This is a genomic window from Erwinia artemisiae, from assembly GCF_051400835.1.
Lineage (GTDB): Bacteria > Pseudomonadota > Gammaproteobacteria > Enterobacterales > Enterobacteriaceae > Erwinia > Erwinia aeris.
On record NZ_JBLFFM010000003.1, the window covers coordinates 511114 to 530102 of the forward strand.

General features: G+C 55.6%; 20 protein-coding genes. 5 read left to right on the forward strand and 15 right to left on the reverse strand.

The annotated features are described in order from the left end of the window. Positions 1 to 82: 82 nt before the first annotated feature. Positions 83 to 1990, reverse strand: a complete 1908-nt coding sequence (ftsH, locus tag ACMGEE_RS10180; RefSeq protein ID WP_253457909.1) for an ATP-dependent zinc metalloprotease FtsH — start codon at positions 1988 to 1990, stop codon at positions 83 to 85. Positions 1991 to 2045: 55 nt separating this feature from the next. Then, a complete protein-coding gene (rlmE, locus tag ACMGEE_RS10185) occupies positions 2046 to 2675 on the reverse strand; it encodes a 23S rRNA (uridine(2552)-2'-O)-methyltransferase RlmE (RefSeq protein ID WP_125287108.1) in 630 nt (209 codons plus the stop codon). A 127-nt stretch (positions 2676 to 2802) separates the two neighbouring features. Between rlmE and yhbY the strand changes: the two genes are divergently transcribed. Next, on the forward strand, positions 2803 to 3096 hold the full coding sequence (gene yhbY, locus ACMGEE_RS10190) for a ribosome assembly RNA-binding protein YhbY (RefSeq protein WP_125287107.1): 294 nt from the start codon (positions 2803 to 2805) through the stop codon (positions 3094 to 3096). Positions 3097 to 3202: 106 nt separating this feature from the next. Here the strand turns inward: yhbY and greA are convergent, their stop codons facing one another. Then, on the reverse strand, positions 3203 to 3679 hold the full coding sequence (gene greA, locus ACMGEE_RS10195; RefSeq protein WP_125287106.1) for a transcription elongation factor GreA: 477 nt from the start codon (positions 3677 to 3679) through the stop codon (positions 3203 to 3205). A gap of 247 nt (positions 3680 to 3926) precedes the next feature. Between greA and dacB the strand changes: the two genes are divergently transcribed. After that, positions 3927 to 5360 (forward strand): serine-type D-Ala-D-Ala carboxypeptidase, encoded by a 1434-nt coding sequence (dacB, locus tag ACMGEE_RS10200; RefSeq protein ID WP_301250762.1) that lies wholly within the window; start codon positions 3927 to 3929, stop codon positions 5358 to 5360. A gap of 33 nt (positions 5361 to 5393) precedes the next feature. On the opposite strand, the gene ACMGEE_RS10205 is transcribed toward dacB, so the two are convergent. From ACMGEE_RS10205 to rplU, 5 genes are all read right to left on the reverse strand, one after another. After that, entirely contained in the window at positions 5394 to 7658 is a 2265-nt protein-coding gene (locus ACMGEE_RS10205) for a TonB-dependent siderophore receptor (protein ID WP_370734977.1), read from the reverse strand. A 256-nt stretch (positions 7659 to 7914) separates the two neighbouring features. Beyond that, the gene (fepB, locus tag ACMGEE_RS10210; RefSeq protein ID WP_436829991.1) at positions 7915 to 8880 is read right to left on the reverse strand and encodes a Fe2+-enterobactin ABC transporter substrate-binding protein; all 966 of its coding nucleotides are present in this window, start codon (positions 8878 to 8880) and stop codon (positions 7915 to 7917) included. Positions 8881 to 9089: 209 nt separating this feature from the next. After that, the gene (gene cgtA / locus ACMGEE_RS10215; protein ID WP_253457900.1) at positions 9090 to 10268 is read right to left on the reverse strand and encodes an Obg family GTPase CgtA; all 1179 of its coding nucleotides are present in this window, start codon (positions 10266 to 10268) and stop codon (positions 9090 to 9092) included. 281 nt (positions 10269 to 10549) lie between these two features. Beyond that, positions 10550 to 10807 (reverse strand): 50S ribosomal protein L27, encoded by a 258-nt coding sequence (rpmA, locus tag ACMGEE_RS10220; protein ID WP_012666719.1) that lies wholly within the window; start codon positions 10805 to 10807, stop codon positions 10550 to 10552. A 15-nt stretch (positions 10808 to 10822) separates the two neighbouring features. Continuing rightward, positions 10823 to 11134, reverse strand: coding sequence for a 50S ribosomal protein L21 (gene rplU / locus ACMGEE_RS10225; protein WP_125287102.1), 312 nt, complete (start codon positions 11132 to 11134; stop codon positions 10823 to 10825). A 254-nt stretch (positions 11135 to 11388) separates the two neighbouring features. Here rplU and ispB point away from each other — a divergent pair, with 254 nt between their 5' ends. Together ispB and ACMGEE_RS10235 are read left to right on the forward strand one after the other, a co-directional pair. Further along, complete coding sequence (gene ispB / locus ACMGEE_RS10230; protein WP_253457897.1) at positions 11389 to 12360, forward strand: octaprenyl diphosphate synthase; 972 nt, start codon at positions 11389 to 11391, stop codon at positions 12358 to 12360. 295 nt (positions 12361 to 12655) lie between these two features. Further along, positions 12656 to 12916 (forward strand): helix-turn-helix domain-containing protein, encoded by a 261-nt coding sequence (locus tag ACMGEE_RS10235; RefSeq protein ID WP_253457894.1) that lies wholly within the window; start codon positions 12656 to 12658, stop codon positions 12914 to 12916. Positions 12917 to 12968: 52 nt separating this feature from the next. On the opposite strand, the gene murA is transcribed toward ACMGEE_RS10235, so the two are convergent. The 7 genes from murA to mlaF form a co-directional block, all read right to left on the reverse strand. Continuing rightward, positions 12969 to 14231, reverse strand: coding sequence for a UDP-N-acetylglucosamine 1-carboxyvinyltransferase (murA, locus tag ACMGEE_RS10240; RefSeq protein ID WP_253457891.1), 1263 nt, complete (start codon positions 14229 to 14231; stop codon positions 12969 to 12971). 70 nt (positions 14232 to 14301) lie between these two features. Then, a complete protein-coding gene (gene ibaG / locus ACMGEE_RS10245) occupies positions 14302 to 14556 on the reverse strand; it encodes a BolA family iron metabolism protein IbaG (protein ID WP_436829992.1) in 255 nt (84 codons plus the stop codon). Positions 14557 to 14681: 125 nt separating this feature from the next. After that, complete coding sequence (mlaB, locus tag ACMGEE_RS10250) at positions 14682 to 14975, reverse strand: lipid asymmetry maintenance protein MlaB (protein WP_253457888.1); 294 nt, start codon at positions 14973 to 14975, stop codon at positions 14682 to 14684. Then, positions 14975 to 15610, reverse strand: a complete 636-nt coding sequence (gene mlaC / locus ACMGEE_RS10255; RefSeq protein WP_253457885.1) for a phospholipid-binding protein MlaC — start codon at positions 15608 to 15610, stop codon at positions 14975 to 14977. The genes mlaB and mlaC overlap by 1 nt, the downstream gene beginning before the upstream one ends. Before the next feature lie 11 nt (positions 15611 to 15621). Beyond that, on the reverse strand, positions 15622 to 16161 hold the full coding sequence (gene mlaD, locus ACMGEE_RS10260) for an outer membrane lipid asymmetry maintenance protein MlaD (protein ID WP_301250721.1): 540 nt from the start codon (positions 16159 to 16161) through the stop codon (positions 15622 to 15624). A 4-nt stretch (positions 16162 to 16165) separates the two neighbouring features. Further along, positions 16166 to 16948 carry a lipid asymmetry maintenance ABC transporter permease subunit MlaE gene (gene mlaE, locus ACMGEE_RS10265; RefSeq protein ID WP_253457882.1) on the reverse strand — a complete coding sequence of 261 codons (783 nt, stop codon included), beginning with the start codon at positions 16946 to 16948 and terminating at the stop codon, positions 16166 to 16168. A gap of 4 nt (positions 16949 to 16952) precedes the next feature. Continuing rightward, complete coding sequence (gene mlaF / locus ACMGEE_RS10270) at positions 16953 to 17765, reverse strand: phospholipid ABC transporter ATP-binding protein MlaF (RefSeq protein WP_125287093.1); 813 nt, start codon at positions 17763 to 17765, stop codon at positions 16953 to 16955. A gap of 233 nt (positions 17766 to 17998) precedes the next feature. Here mlaF and ACMGEE_RS10275 point away from each other — a divergent pair, with 233 nt between their 5' ends. After that, positions 17999 to 18979: a calcium/sodium antiporter gene (locus ACMGEE_RS10275; RefSeq protein ID WP_436829993.1), complete on the forward strand. Its 981-nt coding sequence runs from the start codon at positions 17999 to 18001 to the stop codon at positions 18977 to 18979. The last annotated feature ends 10 nt before the right edge of the window (positions 18980 to 18989 follow it).

An 18989-nucleotide genomic window follows, 5' to 3' on the forward strand; every position in this document is an offset into this window, starting at 1 on the left:
CGGCGGTTCTCCTTCAGTGTGGTGAGATAATCATAAAAAAAAACCCCGGTCATCGCCGGGGTTTGTTGTTGCTCGGTCACGCTTACATGGTGTTACCAGGGTTTGGCGTACGCGGTTCGTCGACCGGACGCGGCGCCTTAGGCGTACCGTTGTCAGAGCTGCTGCTGCCCGGATCTTCCCAACCGGCTGGCGGACGCACTTCGCGGCGAGCCATCAGGTCGTCGATCTGAGGCGCATCAATGGTTTCATACTTCATCAGCGCGTCTTTCATCGCGTGAAGGATGTCCATATTCTCGTTCAGGATACGGCGGGCACGCTGATAGTTGCCTTCGATCAGCGCTTTCACTTCCTGATCGATAATGCGTGCCGTTTCATCAGACATATGCTTCGCTTTCGCGACGGAACGTCCCAGGAACACTTCGCCCTCTTCTTCCGCATAAAGCAGCGGACCCAGCTTCTCGGAGAAGCCCCATTGCGTAACCATGTTACGTGCAATGGAGGTCGCTACTTTGATGTCGTTAGACGCGCCGGTAGACACATGCTCTACGCCATAGATGATCTCTTCCGCCAGGCGGCCGCCGTAAAGCGTGGAGATCTGGCTTTCCAGCTTCTGACGGCTGGCGCTGATAGCATCGCCTTCCGGCAGGAAGAAGGTCACGCCCAGCGCACGGCCACGTGGAATAATCGTGACTTTGTGTACCGGATCGTGTTCTGGCACCAGACGGCCGATAATGGCATGGCCCGCTTCGTGATAAGCGGTAGATTCTTTCTGCGCTTCCGTCATCACCATGGAGCGACGTTCCGCACCCATCATGATTTTGTCTTTCGCTTTCTCGAACTCAACCATTGAAACCACGCGCTTGTTGCCGCGGGCGGCAAACAGAGCGGCTTCGTTCACCAGGTTCGCCAGATCGGCACCGGAGAAGCCCGGCGTACCGCGTGCGATAACCAGCGCATCAATGTCGGTAGCCAGCGGCACGCGACGCATATGCACTTTCAGGATCTGCTCACGGCCACGCACGTCTGGCAGACCGACCACAACCTGACGGTCGAAACGGCCCGGACGCAGCAGCGCAGGGTCAAGCACGTCAGGACGGTTAGTTGCCGCGATGACGATAATGCCTTCGTTGCCTTCAAAGCCGTCCATCTCAACCAGCATCTGGTTCAGCGTTTGCTCACGTTCATCGTGACCACCGCCCAGACCCGCGCCGCGCTGACGACCTACCGCATCGATCTCATCGATAAAGATGATGCACGGCGCCGCCTTCTTGGCTTGTTCAAACATATCGCGTACGCGGGATGCGCCCACGCCGACAAACATTTCAACGAAGTCAGAACCGGAGATAGTAAAGAAAGGCACTTTCGCTTCACCCGCGATGGCTTTCGCCAGCAGGGTTTTACCGGTACCCGGAGGACCGACCATCAGCACGCCTTTTGGAATTTTACCGCCCAGCTTCTGGAAACGGCTCGGCTCGCGCAGGTATTCCACCAGCTCGGCGACTTCCTCTTTCGCTTCGTCACAGCCTGCAACGTCCGAAAACGTCGTCTTGATCTGATCTTCCGTCAGCATACGGGCTTTGCTTTTGCCGAAGGACATCGCGCCCTTGCCGCCGCCGCCCTGCATCTGACGCATAAAGAAAATCCACACGCCGATCAATAGCAGCATCGGGAACCATGAAATGAAGATGGAAGCCAGCAGGCTTGGCTCTTCAGGCGGTTCGCCTACCACTTTGACATTTTTGGTCAACAGGTTATCGAGCAACTTAGGATCGTTGACGGGGATGTAGGTGGTGTATTTGTTGCTGTCTTTTTTGACAACGTTGATTTCACGCCCGTTAATACGTGCCTCGCGGACCTGATCCTGGTTCACTTCCGACAGGAAGGTTGAGTAATCAACCCTACGGCCATTTGACTCGCTGGGCCCAAAGCTCTGGAAGACCGACATCAGCACGACTGCGATGACTAGCCAGAGAATCAGGTTTTTCGCCATGTCACTCAAGGGATTAACCTCTTATTACAACTGTGTTAACAGACAGCGTAGGGTACTATAGTTTGCGCCCTGTCGCTACAATGTACACTTCACGTGAACGAGAACGTGAAGCGTCCGGCTTACGAATTTTCACTTTCGTAAACAGGGAGCGAATTTCCCGGAGGTAATCTTCAAAGCCATCTCCCTGAAACACCTTCACTAAAAAACTGCCGCCGGGTGCCAGAACGTCCCGGCACATCTCCAGCGCAAGCTCAACCAGATACATTGACCTTGGAATATCTACCGCCGGCGTTCCCGTCATGTTGGGCGCCATATCGGACATTACTACCTGCACTTTGGTATCGCCAACGCGATCCATAAGCGCTTTCAGCACCAGTTCATCACGAAAATCGCCCTGAAGGAAATCGACGCCGACGATAGGATCCATCGGCAGGATATCACAGGCAATCACGCGACCTTTTGATCCAATTTGCGTCACCACATACTGAGACCATCCGCCTGGCGCCGCACCGAGATCGACAACCGTCATCCCCGGCTTAAACAGCTTGTCACCCTGCTGTATTTCATCAAGTTTAAACCAGGCGCGCGAACGCAGCCCTTTTTTCTGCGCCTGCAGCACATATTTATCGCTAAAGTGTTCCTGTAGCCAGCGGCTGGAACTGGCCGAACGCTTTTTACCAGTCATACAATTTCCAACTATGATTCAACGTATGCGATAAATAAACCGCACAAATCAGCATGCCGATTTGGTGATATACCCGAGATGGCGGTAGAATGACCCGTTTTCAATCCCAATGTAAGTAAAAAATACGATGAATCTGAGTACCAAACAAAAACAGCACCTGAAAGGACTGGCCCATCCGCTGAAGCCTGTCGTGATGTTAGGCAACAACGGTCTGACCGAAGGGGTGCTGGCCGAAATCGAACAGGCACTGGAGCACCATGAGCTCATCAAGGTAAAAATCGCGACGGAAGACCGTGAGACAAAAACCCTGGTGGTAGAGGCTATCGTGCGCGAAACCAAAGCCGCAAACGTGCAGGTTATCGGCAAGACGCTGGTGCTGTACCGTCCGACGAAGGAACGTAAAATCGCTCTTCCTCGCTAAAAGCTAGCCGCAGAAGAAAGTGACACGCTCGTGATGTCAGGAAAAGGCCGCAAAGCGGCCTTTTTCTTTTCTTTACACTATGTCTGAAAAATAGCTTAAGAGTAAATCAGATATACTCTATTTTCAGAATTTCATACTCAACGTCGCCGCCCGGCGTTTTGATGATGGCCACATCATCCACTTCTTTGCCGATCAAACCGCGCGCCATCGGCGAGTTAACAGAAATCAGATTTTGTTTAAAGTCCGCTTCGTCATCGCCCACGATACGGTAGGTCGACTCCTCATCCGTGTCCACGTTCAATACGGTAACGGTAGCGCCAAAGATCACGCGACCATTCGCATTCATTTTAGTGACGTCAATCACCTGAGCGTTGGACAGCTTGGCTTCGATTTCCTGAATACGACCTTCACAGAAGCCCTGCTCTTCGCGTGCGGCGTGGTACTCTGCATTTTCTTTCAGGTCGCCATGCTCGCGTGCTTCCGCGATAGAGGCAATAATTCTGGGGCGTTTAACGGTTTTCAGCTCTTCAAGCTCTTCGCGCAGTCTCTCGGCGCCCCTTAGCGTCATCGGAATCTGATTCATCTCAATACCTCGTCAACTGATCCTGTGCAAAATTTTCGTCATCCTGACAGGTAAGTGCAGAAAAAGCGTTCTGCGGCGCTTGCCACTGATTTACAAACGAAAGAAACCTGGCCCGGAGGAAACCCAGGGCCTGGTGGTTTTGCATTTTGATACGTATTTTACCCCAGAGTTCCCTATGGGTCATCGTTTACTTTCCACCATGATGCACCGTAGTATGGCAACATCACCTGCCAGTAAACGCGAGATTATGCGATTTTCACGAATTGTTACCGGCTTAGCTTGCGCATTTATGCTGAATGCCAACGCGGCCACGGTCGAAGACTATATGCAGTATCTGCCCGATGGCGCGAATCTGGCGCTGATTGTGCAAAAAGTCGGCGCGGATACGCCTTCTATTGATTATCACAGCAAGCAGATGGCGCTGCCCGCCAGTACGATGAAAGTCATTACCGCGCTGGCCGCCCTGCTCCAGCTTGGGCCGGAATACCGTTTTCATACGCAGCTGGAAAGTAAAGGCTCCATCAGCAACGGGACGCTAAAAGGCGACCTTGTGGCGCGATTCGGCGGCGATCCGACGTTAACGCGTCAGGATCTGCGCAATATGGTTGCCGTCTTAAAAAAGCAGGGCGTCGACCATATTCAGGGTAACCTGGTGATCGACACCTCGGTGTTCGCCAGCCATGATAAAGCGCCGGGCTGGCCGTGGAACGATATGACGCAGTGCTTCAGCGCGCCGCCCGCGGCCGCTATCGTGGATCGTAACTGTTTCTCCGTTTCGCTCTACAGCGCGCAGACGCCGGGCGAAAAAGCCTTTATTCGCGTGGCTTCGTTCTATCCGGTCAATATGTTCAGCCAGGTACGCACGCTGGCGCGCGGTTCGTCGGAAGCGCAATATTGTGAGCTGGACGTGGTGCCTGGCGAGCTGAACCGCTTTACGCTGACCGGCTGCATGAGCCAGCGCGCTGAACCTCTGCCGCTGGCCTTTGCTATTCAGGATGGTGCCAGCTACGCCGGTGCGATCCTGAAAGGAGAACTGCAACAGGCCGGTATCGACTATTCCGGGCATCTGGTGCGGCAGACGCTGGCGACGCCGCCGGCCACCGTACTGGCTGAGACGCAGTCCGCGCCGCTGCACGATCTGCTGAAGATTATGCTGAAGAAGTCGGACAACATGATTGCCGATACGGTGTTCCGCACCATTGGTCATGAGCGTTTTGGCGTTCCCGGCACGTGGCGAGCCGGTTCTGATGCTATCCGTCAGATCCTGCGGCAAAAAGCCAATATCGATATGGGCAACAGCATTCAGGTGGATGGTTCCGGCCTGTCGCGTCACGACCTGATTTCGCCCGATACCATGATGCAGGTGCTGCAATACATTGCGCAAAACGATCAGCAGCTGAACTATATTTCCATGCTGCCGCTGGCAGGCTACGACGGTACGCTGCGCTATCGCGGTGGCCTGCATGAAGCCGGCGTAGATGGTAAAGTTTCGGCGAAAACGGGATCGTTACAGGGCGTGTATAACCTGGCGGGCTTTATTACCACCGCCAGCGGCAAGCGGGTCGCCTTTGTGCAATATCTTTCGGGCTATGCGGTGCCGCCGCAGAATTTCAAGCAGCGTCGCATTCCGCTGGTTCGCTTTGAAAGCCGCCTTTATAAAGATATTTATCAGAATTATTAAGATTAAGGGCGGGATTATCTCCCGCCCTTTTTATCAAAAATGCGTATTCAGACTCATATAATAAGTCCTGCCTGACTCGTTAAAGGTATTGGCGCCTGCGCCATACATATAGGCGCCGGTCGTCGAATTACCCGTGGTTTGCGCATTGCCCTCGCGGAAATGACGCTTATCGAACAGGTTATCGATACCGACGGTCACGCTGGCGTACTTATTCACATCATAGGTGCCGCTAAGTCCCAAAATGGAATACGGGCTGACCGTGGATTTTTCTGTTCCGCTTACCGCTTCTCCCTTGTAGTTATACTTCTTCGGCGTCTGCCGACCGTACCAGGTAAAGGTGGTTTGCAGCGACAGATCCTGCGTCGCCTGCCAGGAGAGCGTCGAGTTCAGCGTATATTCCGGGATAACAGACAGGCGATCGCCCGTGGTTTTGTTTTTGCTTTGCAGCATATAGGTCAGATTATTGTTCCAGCTGATGGCTTCCGTCACCGGCAGGTTCACCGTTCCTTCCAGCCCTTCCACCACGGCTTTTGGCACGTTTTCCCATTTGTAAATGTCGGTGCTGCCGGTAGAGCCTGTCGGCACGTAACCCGATTCGATCTTGTCGCGGTAGTCGTTGCGGAACCAGGTCAAACCGGCCTGATAGCCCTCATGCTTATACTCCACGCCCACTTCTTTATTGATGCTGGTTTCGGCTTTAAGGTCGTCGTTACCCATCAGGTAGCAGGCGCCGGCGCTGTCGGCACAGCCCTGACCACGGCTGTAAAGCACGTAGTTCGGGTTGGTTTGGTAGAGGCTCGGCGCTTTATAGGCTCTGGCGATCCCCAGCTTCAGCGTAAAGTCGTCCGCCAGGATCTGCGAAAGATTCAGCGACGGGCTCCAGTTATTGCCGACGATGCTGTGATGATCGAAGCGCAGCCCCGGCACCAGCGTGGTGCTGTCGGTCAGTTCCATATTGTCTTCCGCAAACAGCGAGAAGATTTCTGCCGAGGAGTAAGGGCTGCGGTTGCTGCTGCTGATGCCGTCGATAGCGCCGCCAGAGAGCGCCTGAGTATTAGAGGCGCCATCCTTCATATGCTGCTGGTTCCATTCGGCGCCAAACGTCGCGGTCTGGTTAACCAGAAACTCAAAGGGCACGCTGACTTCGCTGTGCAGCAGCACGTCGTTGAGCTCGATAGTGGAGAACCCGCTGTCTGAGAAGATCCCTTCCGTACCGCCTGCCAGTCCTTCGTTCATCCGCGAGTTGCGCGTATTCTCATACTGAGCATAGCTGCGCGTGCTGACGCCATTATCCCAGACGCCGGTCCAGGTGACCGCATAGTCCTGACGATAAAGGCGGTTGGTTTCGTCGCCGTATTTGCTCTGCACCAGCGCGCTGGTATTGGTGTTTTGGGTATCGCCTGCATAGAGATTACCCTGACGGCTGTAGCCCGCGCTGAACTCCAGGTTCTGATTGGTCGCAAACTCCCAGCGCAGCTTACCGTGTATATCTTTATTCACCACGCCTTCGCGTCCCGCCGGAACGGTATCGGCATAGGTGCCGGTGCGCAGCGACTGATGACCTTCGTTAATAAACTGCGCGTCCGCCTGCGTCTTGCTCAGGTTGCCCCACAGCGAGAAGCTGACATCATCGCCCATCGGGCCGCTCAAAGAGAAGTTAGAGCGTTTGGTGGAGCCTTCGGATTTATGCTCCGGCATATTCAGGTAGGTGTTCCAGCTGCCGTGCCACTCGTTGCCGGTCTGTTTGGTGATGATATTCACCACGCCGCCCGCCGCGCCGTTGCCATAGCGTGCCGCCGCCGGGCCGCGGATCACTTCGATATGGTCAACCATTTCCGGCGGCACCCAGTTGGTATCGCCACGCGTGTCGCGTTCGCCGCGCCAGCCCAGACGTACCGAGTTGCGGCTGGCGACCGGCATTCCGTCGATCAGGATCAGCGTATTTTCTGGCCCCATACCGCGAATGTCGATCTGACGATTATTGCCGCGCTGGCCGCTGGTGGAGTTGCCGGTAAGGTTAACGCCCGGCATGGTACGGATGATTTCAGAAAGATCGCGTGAAGGCGGACGTTTTTTGATTTCGTCGGCGGTGATGGTGGATACGCCCGGCGCCTGCAAGTTCTGCTGCTCCGCCGTGACCATCAGGGTGCCGCCTTCCGCATCGACATGTTCGCCGGAGGCCGCCGCCGCGGGCGCCCCTGCTTCAGCGTTAGTTTGGGTGCTATCGTCCGCCGTTGCGCCTGCCATTGCGCCCAGGCCAAGCAAAATTGCCAGTGAGAGTCTTGATAATGTGTTCAACGTTCTCATTCCCTGTAGATCCGCCTCCGCCAGTCTCTACAGAGGCAAGTAGATAAATAAACAGGCGTTGCTGTCCGCCCACGCCTGGTTTGCGGTACGCACGGGCGTCTCTGACCAGGCGGCCATACATTATTTCAAATGCAAACAATTATCAATTCGATTGTTTGTCGTATTCTTATTAGCGTGATGATTTTGTGAGCAGGCAGGAAAACGCAGCGGAGAGCGGATGCCTTCGCGGACGCGAAGGCATGAAAAACTATTTGCCGGAAAACAGCTGTTCCAGGCGGGTCAGGACATTGTTGGCGCTGTAGTAGTCCAGCCGGAAGCTGTCTTCGCCCAGCGCATAAACCTGCTTGTTTTTTACCGCCGGGGAGTTGGCGACCAGCGGCTCGGCCAGCAGCGCCGCCTGCTCTTTATCACCTGCGGCAAACATCAGCACGGACCGCCCCGTCAGGCCGGTGACCAGATTTTCTCCGCTTATGGGAATAATATCCCGACGCTTAAGGCGCTGGCTGGCCTGACGTACCACGGCCGTCGGCTCAGCCAGGGTAAAGCCCAGCGATCCCAGTAGTTTTCCCTGGGCAGATTCCGGCGTCCAGAGATTGACCAGATGGATATGAGGATTATAAACCAGCGCGGAAACGGGCTGCGGCGGCAGTTGCAGCTTCGCTTTGACCTCTCTCTCCCGCTGCGCGTAGCGTTGAATCGATGCCTCCGCCTCGGTTTCTTTACCTGTGGCCTGCGCCAGCACGCGCTCTACTTCCTGCCAGCTTTTATCGTCGTAGTTAACGACCAGCGTCGGCGCCAGCGCGGCCAGACGATCGTAAAACGGCAGCGCGGAGTCGTTTCCCGTCGCGCTGACGATAATCAGATCCGGATTTTCTGCGGCAATCGCTTCAAGGTTAGGTTCGCCGCTGTAAAGGCGCTTAACGCCCTTCGCCGCCGCCACGTTCCCCCACTGACGGAAAAATCCCTGGCCGTCGGCGATACGATGGCCTGGCATGGTGGCACCGCTGGCGATAACCGGCGCGTCTATCGCCAGCAGCGAGCCGGTCAGCGTCACGCTGGTAGAGACAATCCGTTCAGGCTGCTTCTTTAGCACCATTTCGCCCTTAACGCTGGTGATATGCCGTGGCCAGCCTTCTTCGGCACGCGCTGCACCGCTCGACAGCAGCGAGAGAGCAAAAATTATCAGGGGAAACATTTGGATGGGAGTGCGCATGGATCAACTCATTCAGACGGGGCAAAGCGCGGGGCTTCGCGAAGGATCGGATAGAGCAGATGATAATGATTATCTTTATTAGCGGGAAGAAATAATTACTGCTGCGAAGGTCAACGCTCATGAAGCTGGGTTCCTGCTCAGTGAGGCTGCCATCGGTACTCCGTGCGGTTCCCATAACAGAAAGGGCGCCGATTGGCGCCCTTCAGGGATTAACGCTGGTAGATGATTTCGACGCCTTCGTCGTCTTCGTCATCCCAGTCGTCATCCCAGTCATCGTCTTCTTCCACCGCCGTTTCAGCTTCTTCCAGCTGCTGGCGATGATAGTCGTCCCACATGAACTCCACTTTTTCCGGCTGCTTCTCTTCCACTTCCGCCTCTTTTGGATTGGCGTTCAGGAAGGACATCACGTCCCAGCAAAGCGGCGTTACGCCAACGCGGTTGGCGGCAGAAATCAGATAGTATTTATCCGTCCAGCCCAGCGCATCGGCAATGGCTTTCGCACGGGATTCCGCTTCTTCCTGATCCAGCAGGTCGACCTTGTTGAAAACCAGCCAGCGAGGCTTATTAAAAAGCTTCTCGCTGTATTTTTCCAGCTCGCCCAGAATGATGCGGGCGTTTTCTACCGGATCGGTTTCATCAATTGGCGCCAGGTCAATGGTGTGCAGCAGCACGCGGCAGCGCTCAAGGTGCTTAAGGAAACGAATACCCAGGCCCGCACCGTCAGAAGCGCCTTCAATCAGGCCCGGAATGTCGGCGATCACAAAGCTCTGCTCGCTGTCCATACGCACCACGCCCAGGCTAGGTACCAGGGTGGTAAACGGATAGTCGGCTACTTTAGGCTTCGCGGCGGAAACGGCGCGGATAAAGGTGGATTTACCCGCGTTCGGCAGGCCCAGCATTCCGACGTCGGCCAGCAGCATCAGCTCCAGCTGCAGATCGCGCTTCTCGCCCGGCGTTCCCATCGTTTTCTGACGAGGCGTACGGTTAACGGAAGATTTAAAGCGGGTGTTCCCCAGGCCGTGCCAGCCGCCTTTCGCGACCATTTGCAGCTGACCGTGCTTCATCATATCGCCCAGCGTTTCGCCAGTGCCCTGATCGATGATACGGGTGCCGACCGGCACTTTAATAATAATGTCTTTACCGCGTTTACCGGTGCAGTCGCGGCTCTGACCGTTCTGCCCGCGCTCGGCACGGAAAGATTTTTCAAAGCGATAATCGATAAGGGTGTTCAGGTTCTCGTCGGCCTGCATATAGACGTCGCCGCCATCACCACCATCGCCGCCGTCCGGGCCGCCTCTTGGAATATATTTCTCACGACGGAAACTAACGCAGCCATTGCCGCCATCACCCGCAGCAACGAGGATCGTCGCTTCATCAACAAACTTCATGTTACTTCTCCGTAAATCATTTGCCCGCTGCTGGCAGGATGATCCGTCGTGGCTCGCAGGCCTTATGACGGCTGTCCGGGGGCGCAGCCCTCGCGTCATTTCCAGACAGGGGATCCGCCTTAAGACATCATGCAGCTGAATACAAAGTGTACAGCAAAGGGTTTTACTGGCAACCTGATTGGCGCGCCAGATGCAGAATGTAAAAAGCCCCGCAATCATAGCGGGGCTTTTTGATTCGCTGCTGAAAGCGGTATCAGGTACCGCCTTCAGGCACGAAAACCTTACTCAGCAACGATGCTGATGTATTTACGGTTGTTCGGGCCTTTCACTTCAAACAGGACCTTGCCGTTTGCCGTAGCAAACAGGGTGTGGTCACGGCCGCAGCCTACGTTGGTGCCCGCGTGGAATTTGGTGCCACGCTGACGAACGATGATGCTACCTGCCAGAACGCTTTCGCCACCGAAACGCTTAACGCCCAGGCGTTTTGCGTTGGAATCGCGGCCATTTCGAGTGGAACCGCCAGCCTTTTTATGTGCCATTTGTCAGATCTCCTCTTAGGCGCTGATGCCAGTGATCTTCACATCAGTGAACCACTGACGGTGACCCTGCTGCTTACGGTAGTGTTTACGACGACGAAACTTAACAATCTTAATTTTGTCGCCACGACCGTGAGCAATAATTTCTGCTTTGATCACGCCGCCTGAAACTAAAGGTGCGCCGATCGTTACTTCTTCGCCGTTGGCAATCATCAGAACCTGGTCGAATTCAATCGTTTCGCCGGTTGCGATGTCCAGCTTTTCCAGGCGAACGGTCTGACCTTCGCTCACTCGGTGTTGTTTACCACCACTTTGGAAAACCGCGTACATATAAACTCCGCTCTCGCGCTTGCCGTCTTGAGTTCAGGCTGCGCTATAAATATTCACAATAGGGCGCGAATTCTACGCAACTTCGCACGCGATGACAAGTGCCAGGTAGCGGGTATTGCAGAAAAAAAACGCAAAGCACAGCCAAATGTTTCACAGTCGCCATTTTCAAGTACAATCTGTTATACATTACATGCCGCAGGCACGGGTAAAGACGCTTATCATAGCCGCAAAGTGGGCAATAGCTGAAAAGACTGATGAACTTAGAACAGATAAACGAACTCACCGCGCAGGACATGGCGGACGTCAATGCAACCATACTCGAGCAGTTGAATTCTGAGGTTTCCCTCATCAATCAGCTGGGTTACTACATCATCAGCGGTGGAGGCAAACGCATCCGCCCAACGATCGCCGTTTTGGCCGCGCGCGCGCTGAATTACTCCGGTAAACAACACGTTACCGTAGCAGCCCTGATAGAATTCATTCACACTGCCACCCTTCTGCACGATGACGTGGTGGACGAATCGGATATGCGCCGCGGCAAAGCCACCGCCAACGCTGCTTTCGGCAATGCGGCCAGCGTGCTGGTCGGCGATTTTATCTACACGCGTGCTTTTCAGATGATGACCAGCATTGGTTCGCTGCGCGTGCTGGAGCTGATGTCGGAAGCGGTTAACGTGATAGCGGAAGGCGAAGTGCTGCAGCTGATGAACTGTAACGATCCCGATATTACCGAAGAGAGCTATATGCGGGTGATCTACAGTAAAACTGCTCGCCTGTTTGAAGCCGCCGCCCAATCTTCCGCTATCCTGGCCGAGGCCACGCCGGAGCAGGAAAAGGCGTTGCAGGATTATGGCCGCTATATCGGCACCGCTTTCCAGCTTATCGACGATCTTCTTGATTACAGCGCCGACGGTAAAACGCTGGGTAAAAACGTTGGTGACGACCTTAGCGAAGGCAAACCAACCTTACCGCTGCTGCACGCCATGCGTAACGGCACGCCGGAGCAGGCAGCGATGATCCGCAGCGCGATTGAGCAAGGTAACGGTCGCCATCTGCTGGAACCCGTACTGGAAACCATGCAACAGTGCGGCTCGCTGGCCTGGACACGGGAATCGGCAGAACGCGAAGCAGACAAGGCCATCGCCTGTCTGAATGCCCTACCGGAATCGCCGTGGCGCAGCGCGCTGGAAGCGCTGGCGCATATGTCGGTGCAGCGCGAATTTTAATCCCTGAGCGCGGTCAGCCGCGCTTTTTCCCTTCTGTACAACGCCTCCTGGATCCCTTTTTGTAATGTAATGCATCACGCTGTTACGTAACTTTTGCGCATTACGCCTCAAAAACAAAACGCTGCTTAAATTTTATTGGAAATATCTTAGCGATTATTGTTATAAATCTGACTGCGATATTTAAAGGCTAACGCCTTAAATATTCACATCATGTTCGCAATCCCTGCCGTAGAGACGGCAATGTTGCGTCCTGATGTTTCCAGAAATAGCGATGCGTCCATGGAGGAAAAAGCAGATGCTAGAGAAGAAAGCGGACTGGCATAACGCGGATATTATTGCAGGTCTGAAAAAGAAAGGCACCACGCTGGCCGAGGTATCACGAGAGGCCGGATTAAGCTCGTCCACGCTTGCTAACGCACTGTTCAGGCCGTGGCCTAAAGGCGAATGGATTATCGCCAATGCCCTGAACATCCATCCGGCCGAGATCTGGCCCAGCCGCTATTACGATCCTGTCACCCATGCCCTGCTCGACCGTAAAAAGCTTATTCGCTCATAAAGAAAAGGCGGTAGATCGCTACCGCCCCGTTGCCAGTCAGCTTCAAACGGCGTTATTCGTCGCCGCTTACGCGCTCGATATTAGCGCCTAACGCTTTCAGCTTGTCTTCGATGTGCTCATAACCGCGATCGATATGGTAAATACGATCCACAATCGTGGTGCCTTCCGCGATGCAGCCAGCCAGCACCAGGCTTGCGGAAGCGCGCAGATCGGTGGCCATGACCTGAGCGCCGGACAGTTTCTCCACGCCGTGGCAGATCGCCGTATTGCTTTCAATTTCCGCATGCGCGCCCATACGGATCAGCTCCGGTATGTGCATAAAGCGGTTTTCGAAGATGGTTTCGGTGATCACGCCCGTGCCTTCCGCCACCAGATTCAGCAGGCTGAACTGCGCCTGCATATCGGTTGGGAAGCCAGGATGCGGCGCGGTGCGGAAGTTGACCGCTTTTGGCCGCTTGCCGTGCATATCCAGACTGATCCAGTCCTCGCCGGTTTCGATATCTGCTCCCGCTTCACGCAGCTTGGCCAGCACCGCGTCCAGCGTAGCCGGCTGCGTGTCGCGGCAGACAACTTTACCGCCGGAAATCGCGGCGGCGATCAGGAAGGTGCCGGTTTCAATACGATCCGGCAATACGCGATAAACGCCGCCGCCCAGGCGCTCAACGCCTTCGATAGTAATGCGATCGCTGCCGGCACCGGTGATTTTCGCGCCCAGCGTATTCAGGAAGTTCGCCGTATCGACGATTTCCGGCTCGCGGGCGGCGTTTTCAATCACGGTGGTGCCGGTAGCCAGCGTGGCGGCGCTCATGATGGTGACGGTTGCGCCTACGCTGACCTTATCCATCACGATGTGCGCGCCTTTCAGGCGGCCGTCGACGGACGCTTTAACATAGCCTTCTTCCAGCTTGATCTCGGCACCCAGCTGCTCAAGGCCGGTAATGTGCAGATCGACAGGACGCGCGCCGATAGCGCAGCCGCCAGGCAGAGAAACCTGCCCCTGACCGAAACGCGCCACCAGCGGGCCAAGCGCCCAAATCGAAGCGCGCATGGTCTTTACCAAATCGTAAGGCGCGCAAAAAATATTGACGTTGCTGGCATCCAGGTGCACCGAGCCGTTACGCTCCGCTTTTACGCCCAGCTGGCTCAACAGCTTCATGGTAGTATCGATGTCCTTAAGCTTCGGGACATTCTGAATTTCTACGGGATCGGACGCCAGCAGAGCAGCGAAAAGAATCGGCAGCGCAGCGTTTTTAGCACCGGAAATGGTCACTTCCCCGCTTAAACGGGTCGGGCCCTGCACACGAAATTTATCCATTAAACCTGCTCTCAATTAATCAGCAATAGAGTACGGCCGCTTCACCGCCCGAAGCGATGAAAACGGCGACTTAAAAACCGTTCAGCTTACGGTCACGTGCCCATTCTTCCGGCGTATAGGTTTTGATGGACAGCGCGTGAATACGGTTGTCGGCAAGATAGGCCGCCAGCGGCGCGTAAATCGCCTGCTGCTTTTTCACGCGGCTCAGTTCACCAAATATCTCGCCTACGGCGATCACCTGAAAGTGGCTGCCGTCGCCGGTTACAATGGCTTCCTGCAGCGGCAGCGCGGCCATCAGCACGGATTGGATTTCACTAGTTTCCATGGGATTTTCTAAATTCGGTTGAGGATAAACAGGCCTACATAGTAGTGGAAAGCGGAGCTATCTTAAACAGGCAAAAAAGCCTCCGCGTGTGCAGAGGCTTTTTCATCAGGAACGGGCGCGGGCCGTCAGCGTTCGGCGGTAATAAACTGCTGCAGATTATACAGCGCGATCAGCGAACGCAGTTTGTCGGTAATACCGGTAAATCCCGGCGCTTTCCCCTGCCCCAGCGCGATCTGACGCAGGTGCACCAGCAGCGCCAGCCCGGCTGAATCGACTCTGTCCAGCGCGGAGACATCAATGGTATCAATCTGTTTCATGACCGTTTCGCGCTGCTGCCACAGTGCGGCCAGCGTTTCCCGCTCCAGCTCGCCCGCCAGATGCAGGCGGTTGCCCTCGATGCGCCAGTTAAGCTGATCCATTACTGCTGCTTGTCCAGCGTAATCGGCTGGCTGGCCGCGTTTTTCAGTACGTCAGTCAGGCCGTCGACGCCTTTCTGACGCAGAATGCCCGCCCACTCGTTCTGCTTGGTGGAGATCATGCTGACGCCTTCCGCGATCATATCGTAGGCCTGCCAGTCGCCGGTGCGGCTGTTCTTACGCCACTGGAAGTCCAGGCGAACCGGCGGGCGGCCGTTAGGATCGATGATGGAGACGCGGATGGCAATAATATTGGCATCGCCATAGGGCTGCTCAGGTGCGATCTGGTAAGTCTGACCGTGGTAGAGCGCCAGCGCCTGGCCGTAAGCCTGCGCCAGGTAGTCGCTAAAGGCTTTGAAATAGGCTTCGCGCTGGGCAGGCGTCGCTTCTTTGTAGTAACGTCCCAGCACTAACGCGCCGGCATATTTAATCTGCACATAGGGCAGCAGCTCTTCACGCACGATTTGGCGCAGGTAGTTGGGATCCTGCTTGATTTTAGGCTGCTCGTTTTTAAGACGGGTAAAGGTTTTCTCCGCCGCCTCGTTCATCAGCTTGTAAGGGTTGGTCTGGTCGGCGGCAGCGTTAGCCGCGACCGGGGCGATGATTAACATGGCCACCATCAGGAAACGTTTAAACATTACTGCTCCTCTTAAGGGTTAGTCGCTGCGGCCGGGGCAGGCTCGCCGCCGTTCTCCGGCGCCGCGTTTTTACTCTCGTTACCGTTGCCGCTCTTATACAGGAACTGGCCTATCAGATCTTCCAGCACCATTGCCGACTTGGTGTCCTGAATGGTGCTGCCATCCTTAAGCATAGCCGTTCCCATCTCCGGATCGTCAAAACCGACGTTGAGCGCCAGATACTGTTCGCCCAGCAGGCCAGAGGTTCTGACCGCCAGCGAGCTGGTATCCGGCAGCTGATTATATTTGTCTTCGATATCCATCGAGACGCGCGGCAGATAGGTTTTCTCATCCAGGCCGATATCCGTCACGCGGCCAACTACCACGCCGCCAATTTTCACCGGCGAACCGCTTTTCAGCCCGCCGATATTGTCAAAGGTAGCGTAGAGCCGCCAGGTGGGTTCGCTGCCCAGGGATTTCAGATCCGCCACGCGCAGGCAGAGAAACAGCGCCGCGCAAAGCGCCAGCAGTAAAAAGACCCCTACCCAAATTTCGCTTTTTTTCGTTTGCATCGAATCAGTTCCCAAACATCAGTGCTGTCAGCACAAAATCCAAACCGAGCACAGCCAGAGAAGCATGTACTACAGTACGCGTCGTCGCCCGGCTAATGCCTTCAGAAGTCGGCACGGCATCGTAGCCGTTAAACAGGGCAATCCAGGTGACGGTAAAGGCGAAAACGGCGCTTTTGATCACGCAGTTGACGATATCGGTACGGATATCCACGGCGTTTTGCATCGCCGACCAGAAAAAGCCGCCGTCGATGCCTTTCCAGCTGACGCCCACGATAGCGCCGCCCAGTATACCTACCGCGACGAAAATTAGCGTCAGCAGCGGCATACTGATAAAACCGGCCCAGAAGCGAGGAGAGATAATCCTGCGCAGCGGATCGACCGCCATCATCTCCATGCTGGAGAGCTGCTCGGTCGCCTTCATCAGACCGATTTCCGCCGTAAGCGCCGAGCCTGCCCTGCCGGCAAACAGCAGCGCCGTGACGACCGGCCCCAGTTCGCGCAGCAGCGACAGCGCCACCAGCATCCCCAGGCTGCTGTCGGCCCCGTAGGTATTCAGCACCAGGTAGCCCTGCAAACCCAGCACCATGCCGATAAACAGGCCGGAAACCACGATAATCAGCAGCGACAGCACGCCAATGCTGTACAGCTGCTTGATCACCAGCGGCGCATGTTTGCGGAAGCGGGGAATGCCTATCAGCGCGTGAAAAAGCATCAGCCCGGCGCGGCCAAACGAGGCGCAAATATTGATCCCCTGACGTCCGACGGACGCCAGTGCACGTAGTAACATCAGATTAACTCCCTGAGCCGGTTAGATCCTGCAGATAGTCGCCTGCGGGAAAACGAAAAGGAACCGGGCCGTCGGCGATGCCGTCGATAAACTGGCGAACCCGGGCATCTTCATTTTCATGCAGCGCGCTGGCCGTTCCCTGAGCGATAACTTTCTGTCCGGCGATAATGTAGGCGTAGTCGGCAATGCTCAGCACTTCCGGCACGTCGTGTGAAACCACAATGCAGGTCATGCCCAGCGAGTGGTTCAGCTCGTCAATCAGCTTGACCAGCACGCCCATGGTGATCGGGTCCTGCCCGACGAAAGGTTCGTCGAACATAATCAGATCCGGCTCCAGCGCGATAGCTCTGGCCAGCGCCGCGCGCCGCGCCATGCCGCCGGACAGCTCGGAAGGCTTTAGCTGAGCCGCGCCGCGCAGGCCGACGGCTTCCAGCTTCATCATCACCGTGCTGTGCAGCAGCGCGGGCGGCAGCTGCGTATGTTCGCGCAGCGGCCAGGCGACGTTGTCAAACACCGTCAGATCGGTAAACAACGCGCCGGACTGAAATAACATGCTCATTTTTTTACGCGCTTCGTAGAGACGCGAGCGCGAAAGCGCGGGGATATTTTCCCCGTTAAACCAGATTTCGCCGGCATCGGGACGCAGCTGACCGCCGATCAGACGCAGCAGCGTGGTTTTACCAATGCCTGAAGGGCCCATAATGGCTGTGACTTTCCCTTTCGGCACCGTAAGCGAGATGTTATCGAAAACCGGGCGATCGCCGCGAGCGAAGCTGACGCCCCGAACGTCCACCAAATTCGTCTCCGTCTGGCTCATTGTGACCTCTTATCCTCTTTTCCAGGCATTTCATCCTCTACCGATGGTAACGTATAACCAGCGGAACTGGACACTTTTACAGAAACTTATCCGTCTGACGTAGCGAAAGTTGGCATAAGTTTTACTTTTTGCTTTCAGACCGTCAAAATCAGCGCGTTCGCGGCCATTTTACCGGCCCGTTTTGCTCGTCGTGCAAGGCAAGCCGACGATTATACCCGATCAAAGGACATTTCATGATTGTAGCTACCGCACTATTGATTATCGGCCTGGTCCTGCTGGTATATGGTGCAGATCGTCTGGTGTTCAGCGCGGCTATCCTGTGCCGCGCAATTGGCGTTCCTCCGCTGATTATCGGCATGACCGTGGTCAGCATAGGCACCTCGCTGCCTGAACTGATCGTCTCTTTCTCCGCTTCCCTGCACGGCCAGATGGATTTAGCGGTTGGCACGGCGGTCGGCTCCAATATCACCAATATTCTGCTGATCCTCGGCGGCGCGGCGCTGCTGCATCCCTTAAGGCTGTATTCCAGGCTGCTGGCGCGCGAGCTGCCGTTGATGCTGCTGATTACATTAATCAGCGGCCTGCTGCTGTTTGATAATATGCTAAGCCGCAATGACGGCCTGATCCTGATTGCCTTTGCGGCAGGCTACCTGTTGTTTATTATCAACATTGCCCGCAAAGCGGAGCGTGGCGATACGGATTCGCTGACGCGCGAACAGCTTGCCGAACTGCCGCGTGACGATACAGGCAACACGGTGGCGTTTCTCTGGCTGGGCGTGGCGCTGATTATTTTACCGATGTCGACCCGTATGGTTATCGACAACGCAACGGTTATCGCCAATTTTTTTGGCGTCAGCCAACTGGTGATCGGCCTGACGGTGATCGCTGTCGGCACCAGCCTGCCGGAGCTGGCTACGGTGATTGCCGGCGCGCTGAAAGGCGAAGATGATATCGCCATCGGCAATCTGATCGGCTCTAACATCTACAATATTGCCATTGTACTTGGCATTCCGGCGCTGCTGCATCCGGGCGCGGTGGATATGCATGCTTTTGCCCGCGACTACTGGATCATGCTGGGCGTCAGCGCGCTGTTTACGCTTATCTGCCTGCGCCGTAGCCGCTGTATCGGCAGAGTGGCGGGCGCGCTGCTGCTGACAGGCTTTGTTGCCTGGGTCGCGTTACTCTACTGGCTTCCTTCGGCCACCTTTTGGTAAAAGGATTAGA

Coding starts and splice junctions, on each gene's coding strand:
- mlaD (WP_301250721.1), bottom strand. CDS start 16,161: ATGCAAACGAAAAAAAGCGAAATTTGGGTAGGGGTCTTTTTACTGCTG.
- ACMGEE_RS10275 (WP_436829993.1), top strand. CDS start 17,999: ATGATTGTAGCTACCGCACTATTGATTATCGGCCTGGTCCTGCTGGTA.
- ispB (WP_253457897.1), top strand. CDS start 11,389: ATGAACTTAGAACAGATAAACGAACTCACCGCGCAGGACATGGCGGAC.
- mlaE (WP_253457882.1), bottom strand. CDS start 16,948: ATGTTACTACGTGCACTGGCGTCCGTCGGACGTCAGGGGATCAATATT.
- greA (WP_125287106.1), bottom strand. CDS start 3,679: ATGAATCAGATTCCGATGACGCTAAGGGGCGCCGAGAGACTGCGCGAA.
- mlaB (WP_253457888.1), bottom strand. CDS start 14,975: ATGGATCAGCTTAACTGGCGCATCGAGGGCAACCGCCTGCATCTGGCG.
- mlaF (WP_125287093.1), bottom strand. CDS start 17,765: ATGAGCCAGACGGAGACGAATTTGGTGGACGTTCGGGGCGTCAGCTTC.
- mlaC (WP_253457885.1), bottom strand. CDS start 15,610: ATGTTTAAACGTTTCCTGATGGTGGCCATGTTAATCATCGCCCCGGTC.
- ftsH (WP_253457909.1), bottom strand. CDS start 1,990: ATGGCGAAAAACCTGATTCTCTGGCTAGTCATCGCAGTCGTGCTGATG.
- rplU (WP_125287102.1), bottom strand. CDS start 11,134: ATGTACGCGGTTTTCCAAAGTGGTGGTAAACAACACCGAGTGAGCGAA.
- ibaG (WP_436829992.1), bottom strand. CDS start 14,556: ATGGAAACTAGTGAAATCCAATCCGTGCTGATGGCCGCGCTGCCGCTG.
- dacB (WP_301250762.1), top strand. CDS start 3,927: ATGCGATTTTCACGAATTGTTACCGGCTTAGCTTGCGCATTTATGCTG.
- yhbY (WP_125287107.1), top strand. CDS start 2,803: ATGAATCTGAGTACCAAACAAAAACAGCACCTGAAAGGACTGGCCCAT.
- rpmA (WP_012666719.1), bottom strand. CDS start 10,807: ATGGCACATAAAAAGGCTGGCGGTTCCACTCGAAATGGCCGCGATTCC.
- ACMGEE_RS10235 (WP_253457894.1), top strand. CDS start 12,656: ATGCTAGAGAAGAAAGCGGACTGGCATAACGCGGATATTATTGCAGGT.
- fepB (WP_436829991.1), bottom strand. CDS start 8,880: ATGCGCACTCCCATCCAAATGTTTCCCCTGATAATTTTTGCTCTCTCG.
- cgtA (WP_253457900.1), bottom strand. CDS start 10,268: ATGAAGTTTGTTGATGAAGCGACGATCCTCGTTGCTGCGGGTGATGGC.
- rlmE (WP_125287108.1), bottom strand. CDS start 2,675: ATGACTGGTAAAAAGCGTTCGGCCAGTTCCAGCCGCTGGCTACAGGAA.
- murA (WP_253457891.1), bottom strand. CDS start 14,231: ATGGATAAATTTCGTGTGCAGGGCCCGACCCGTTTAAGCGGGGAAGTG.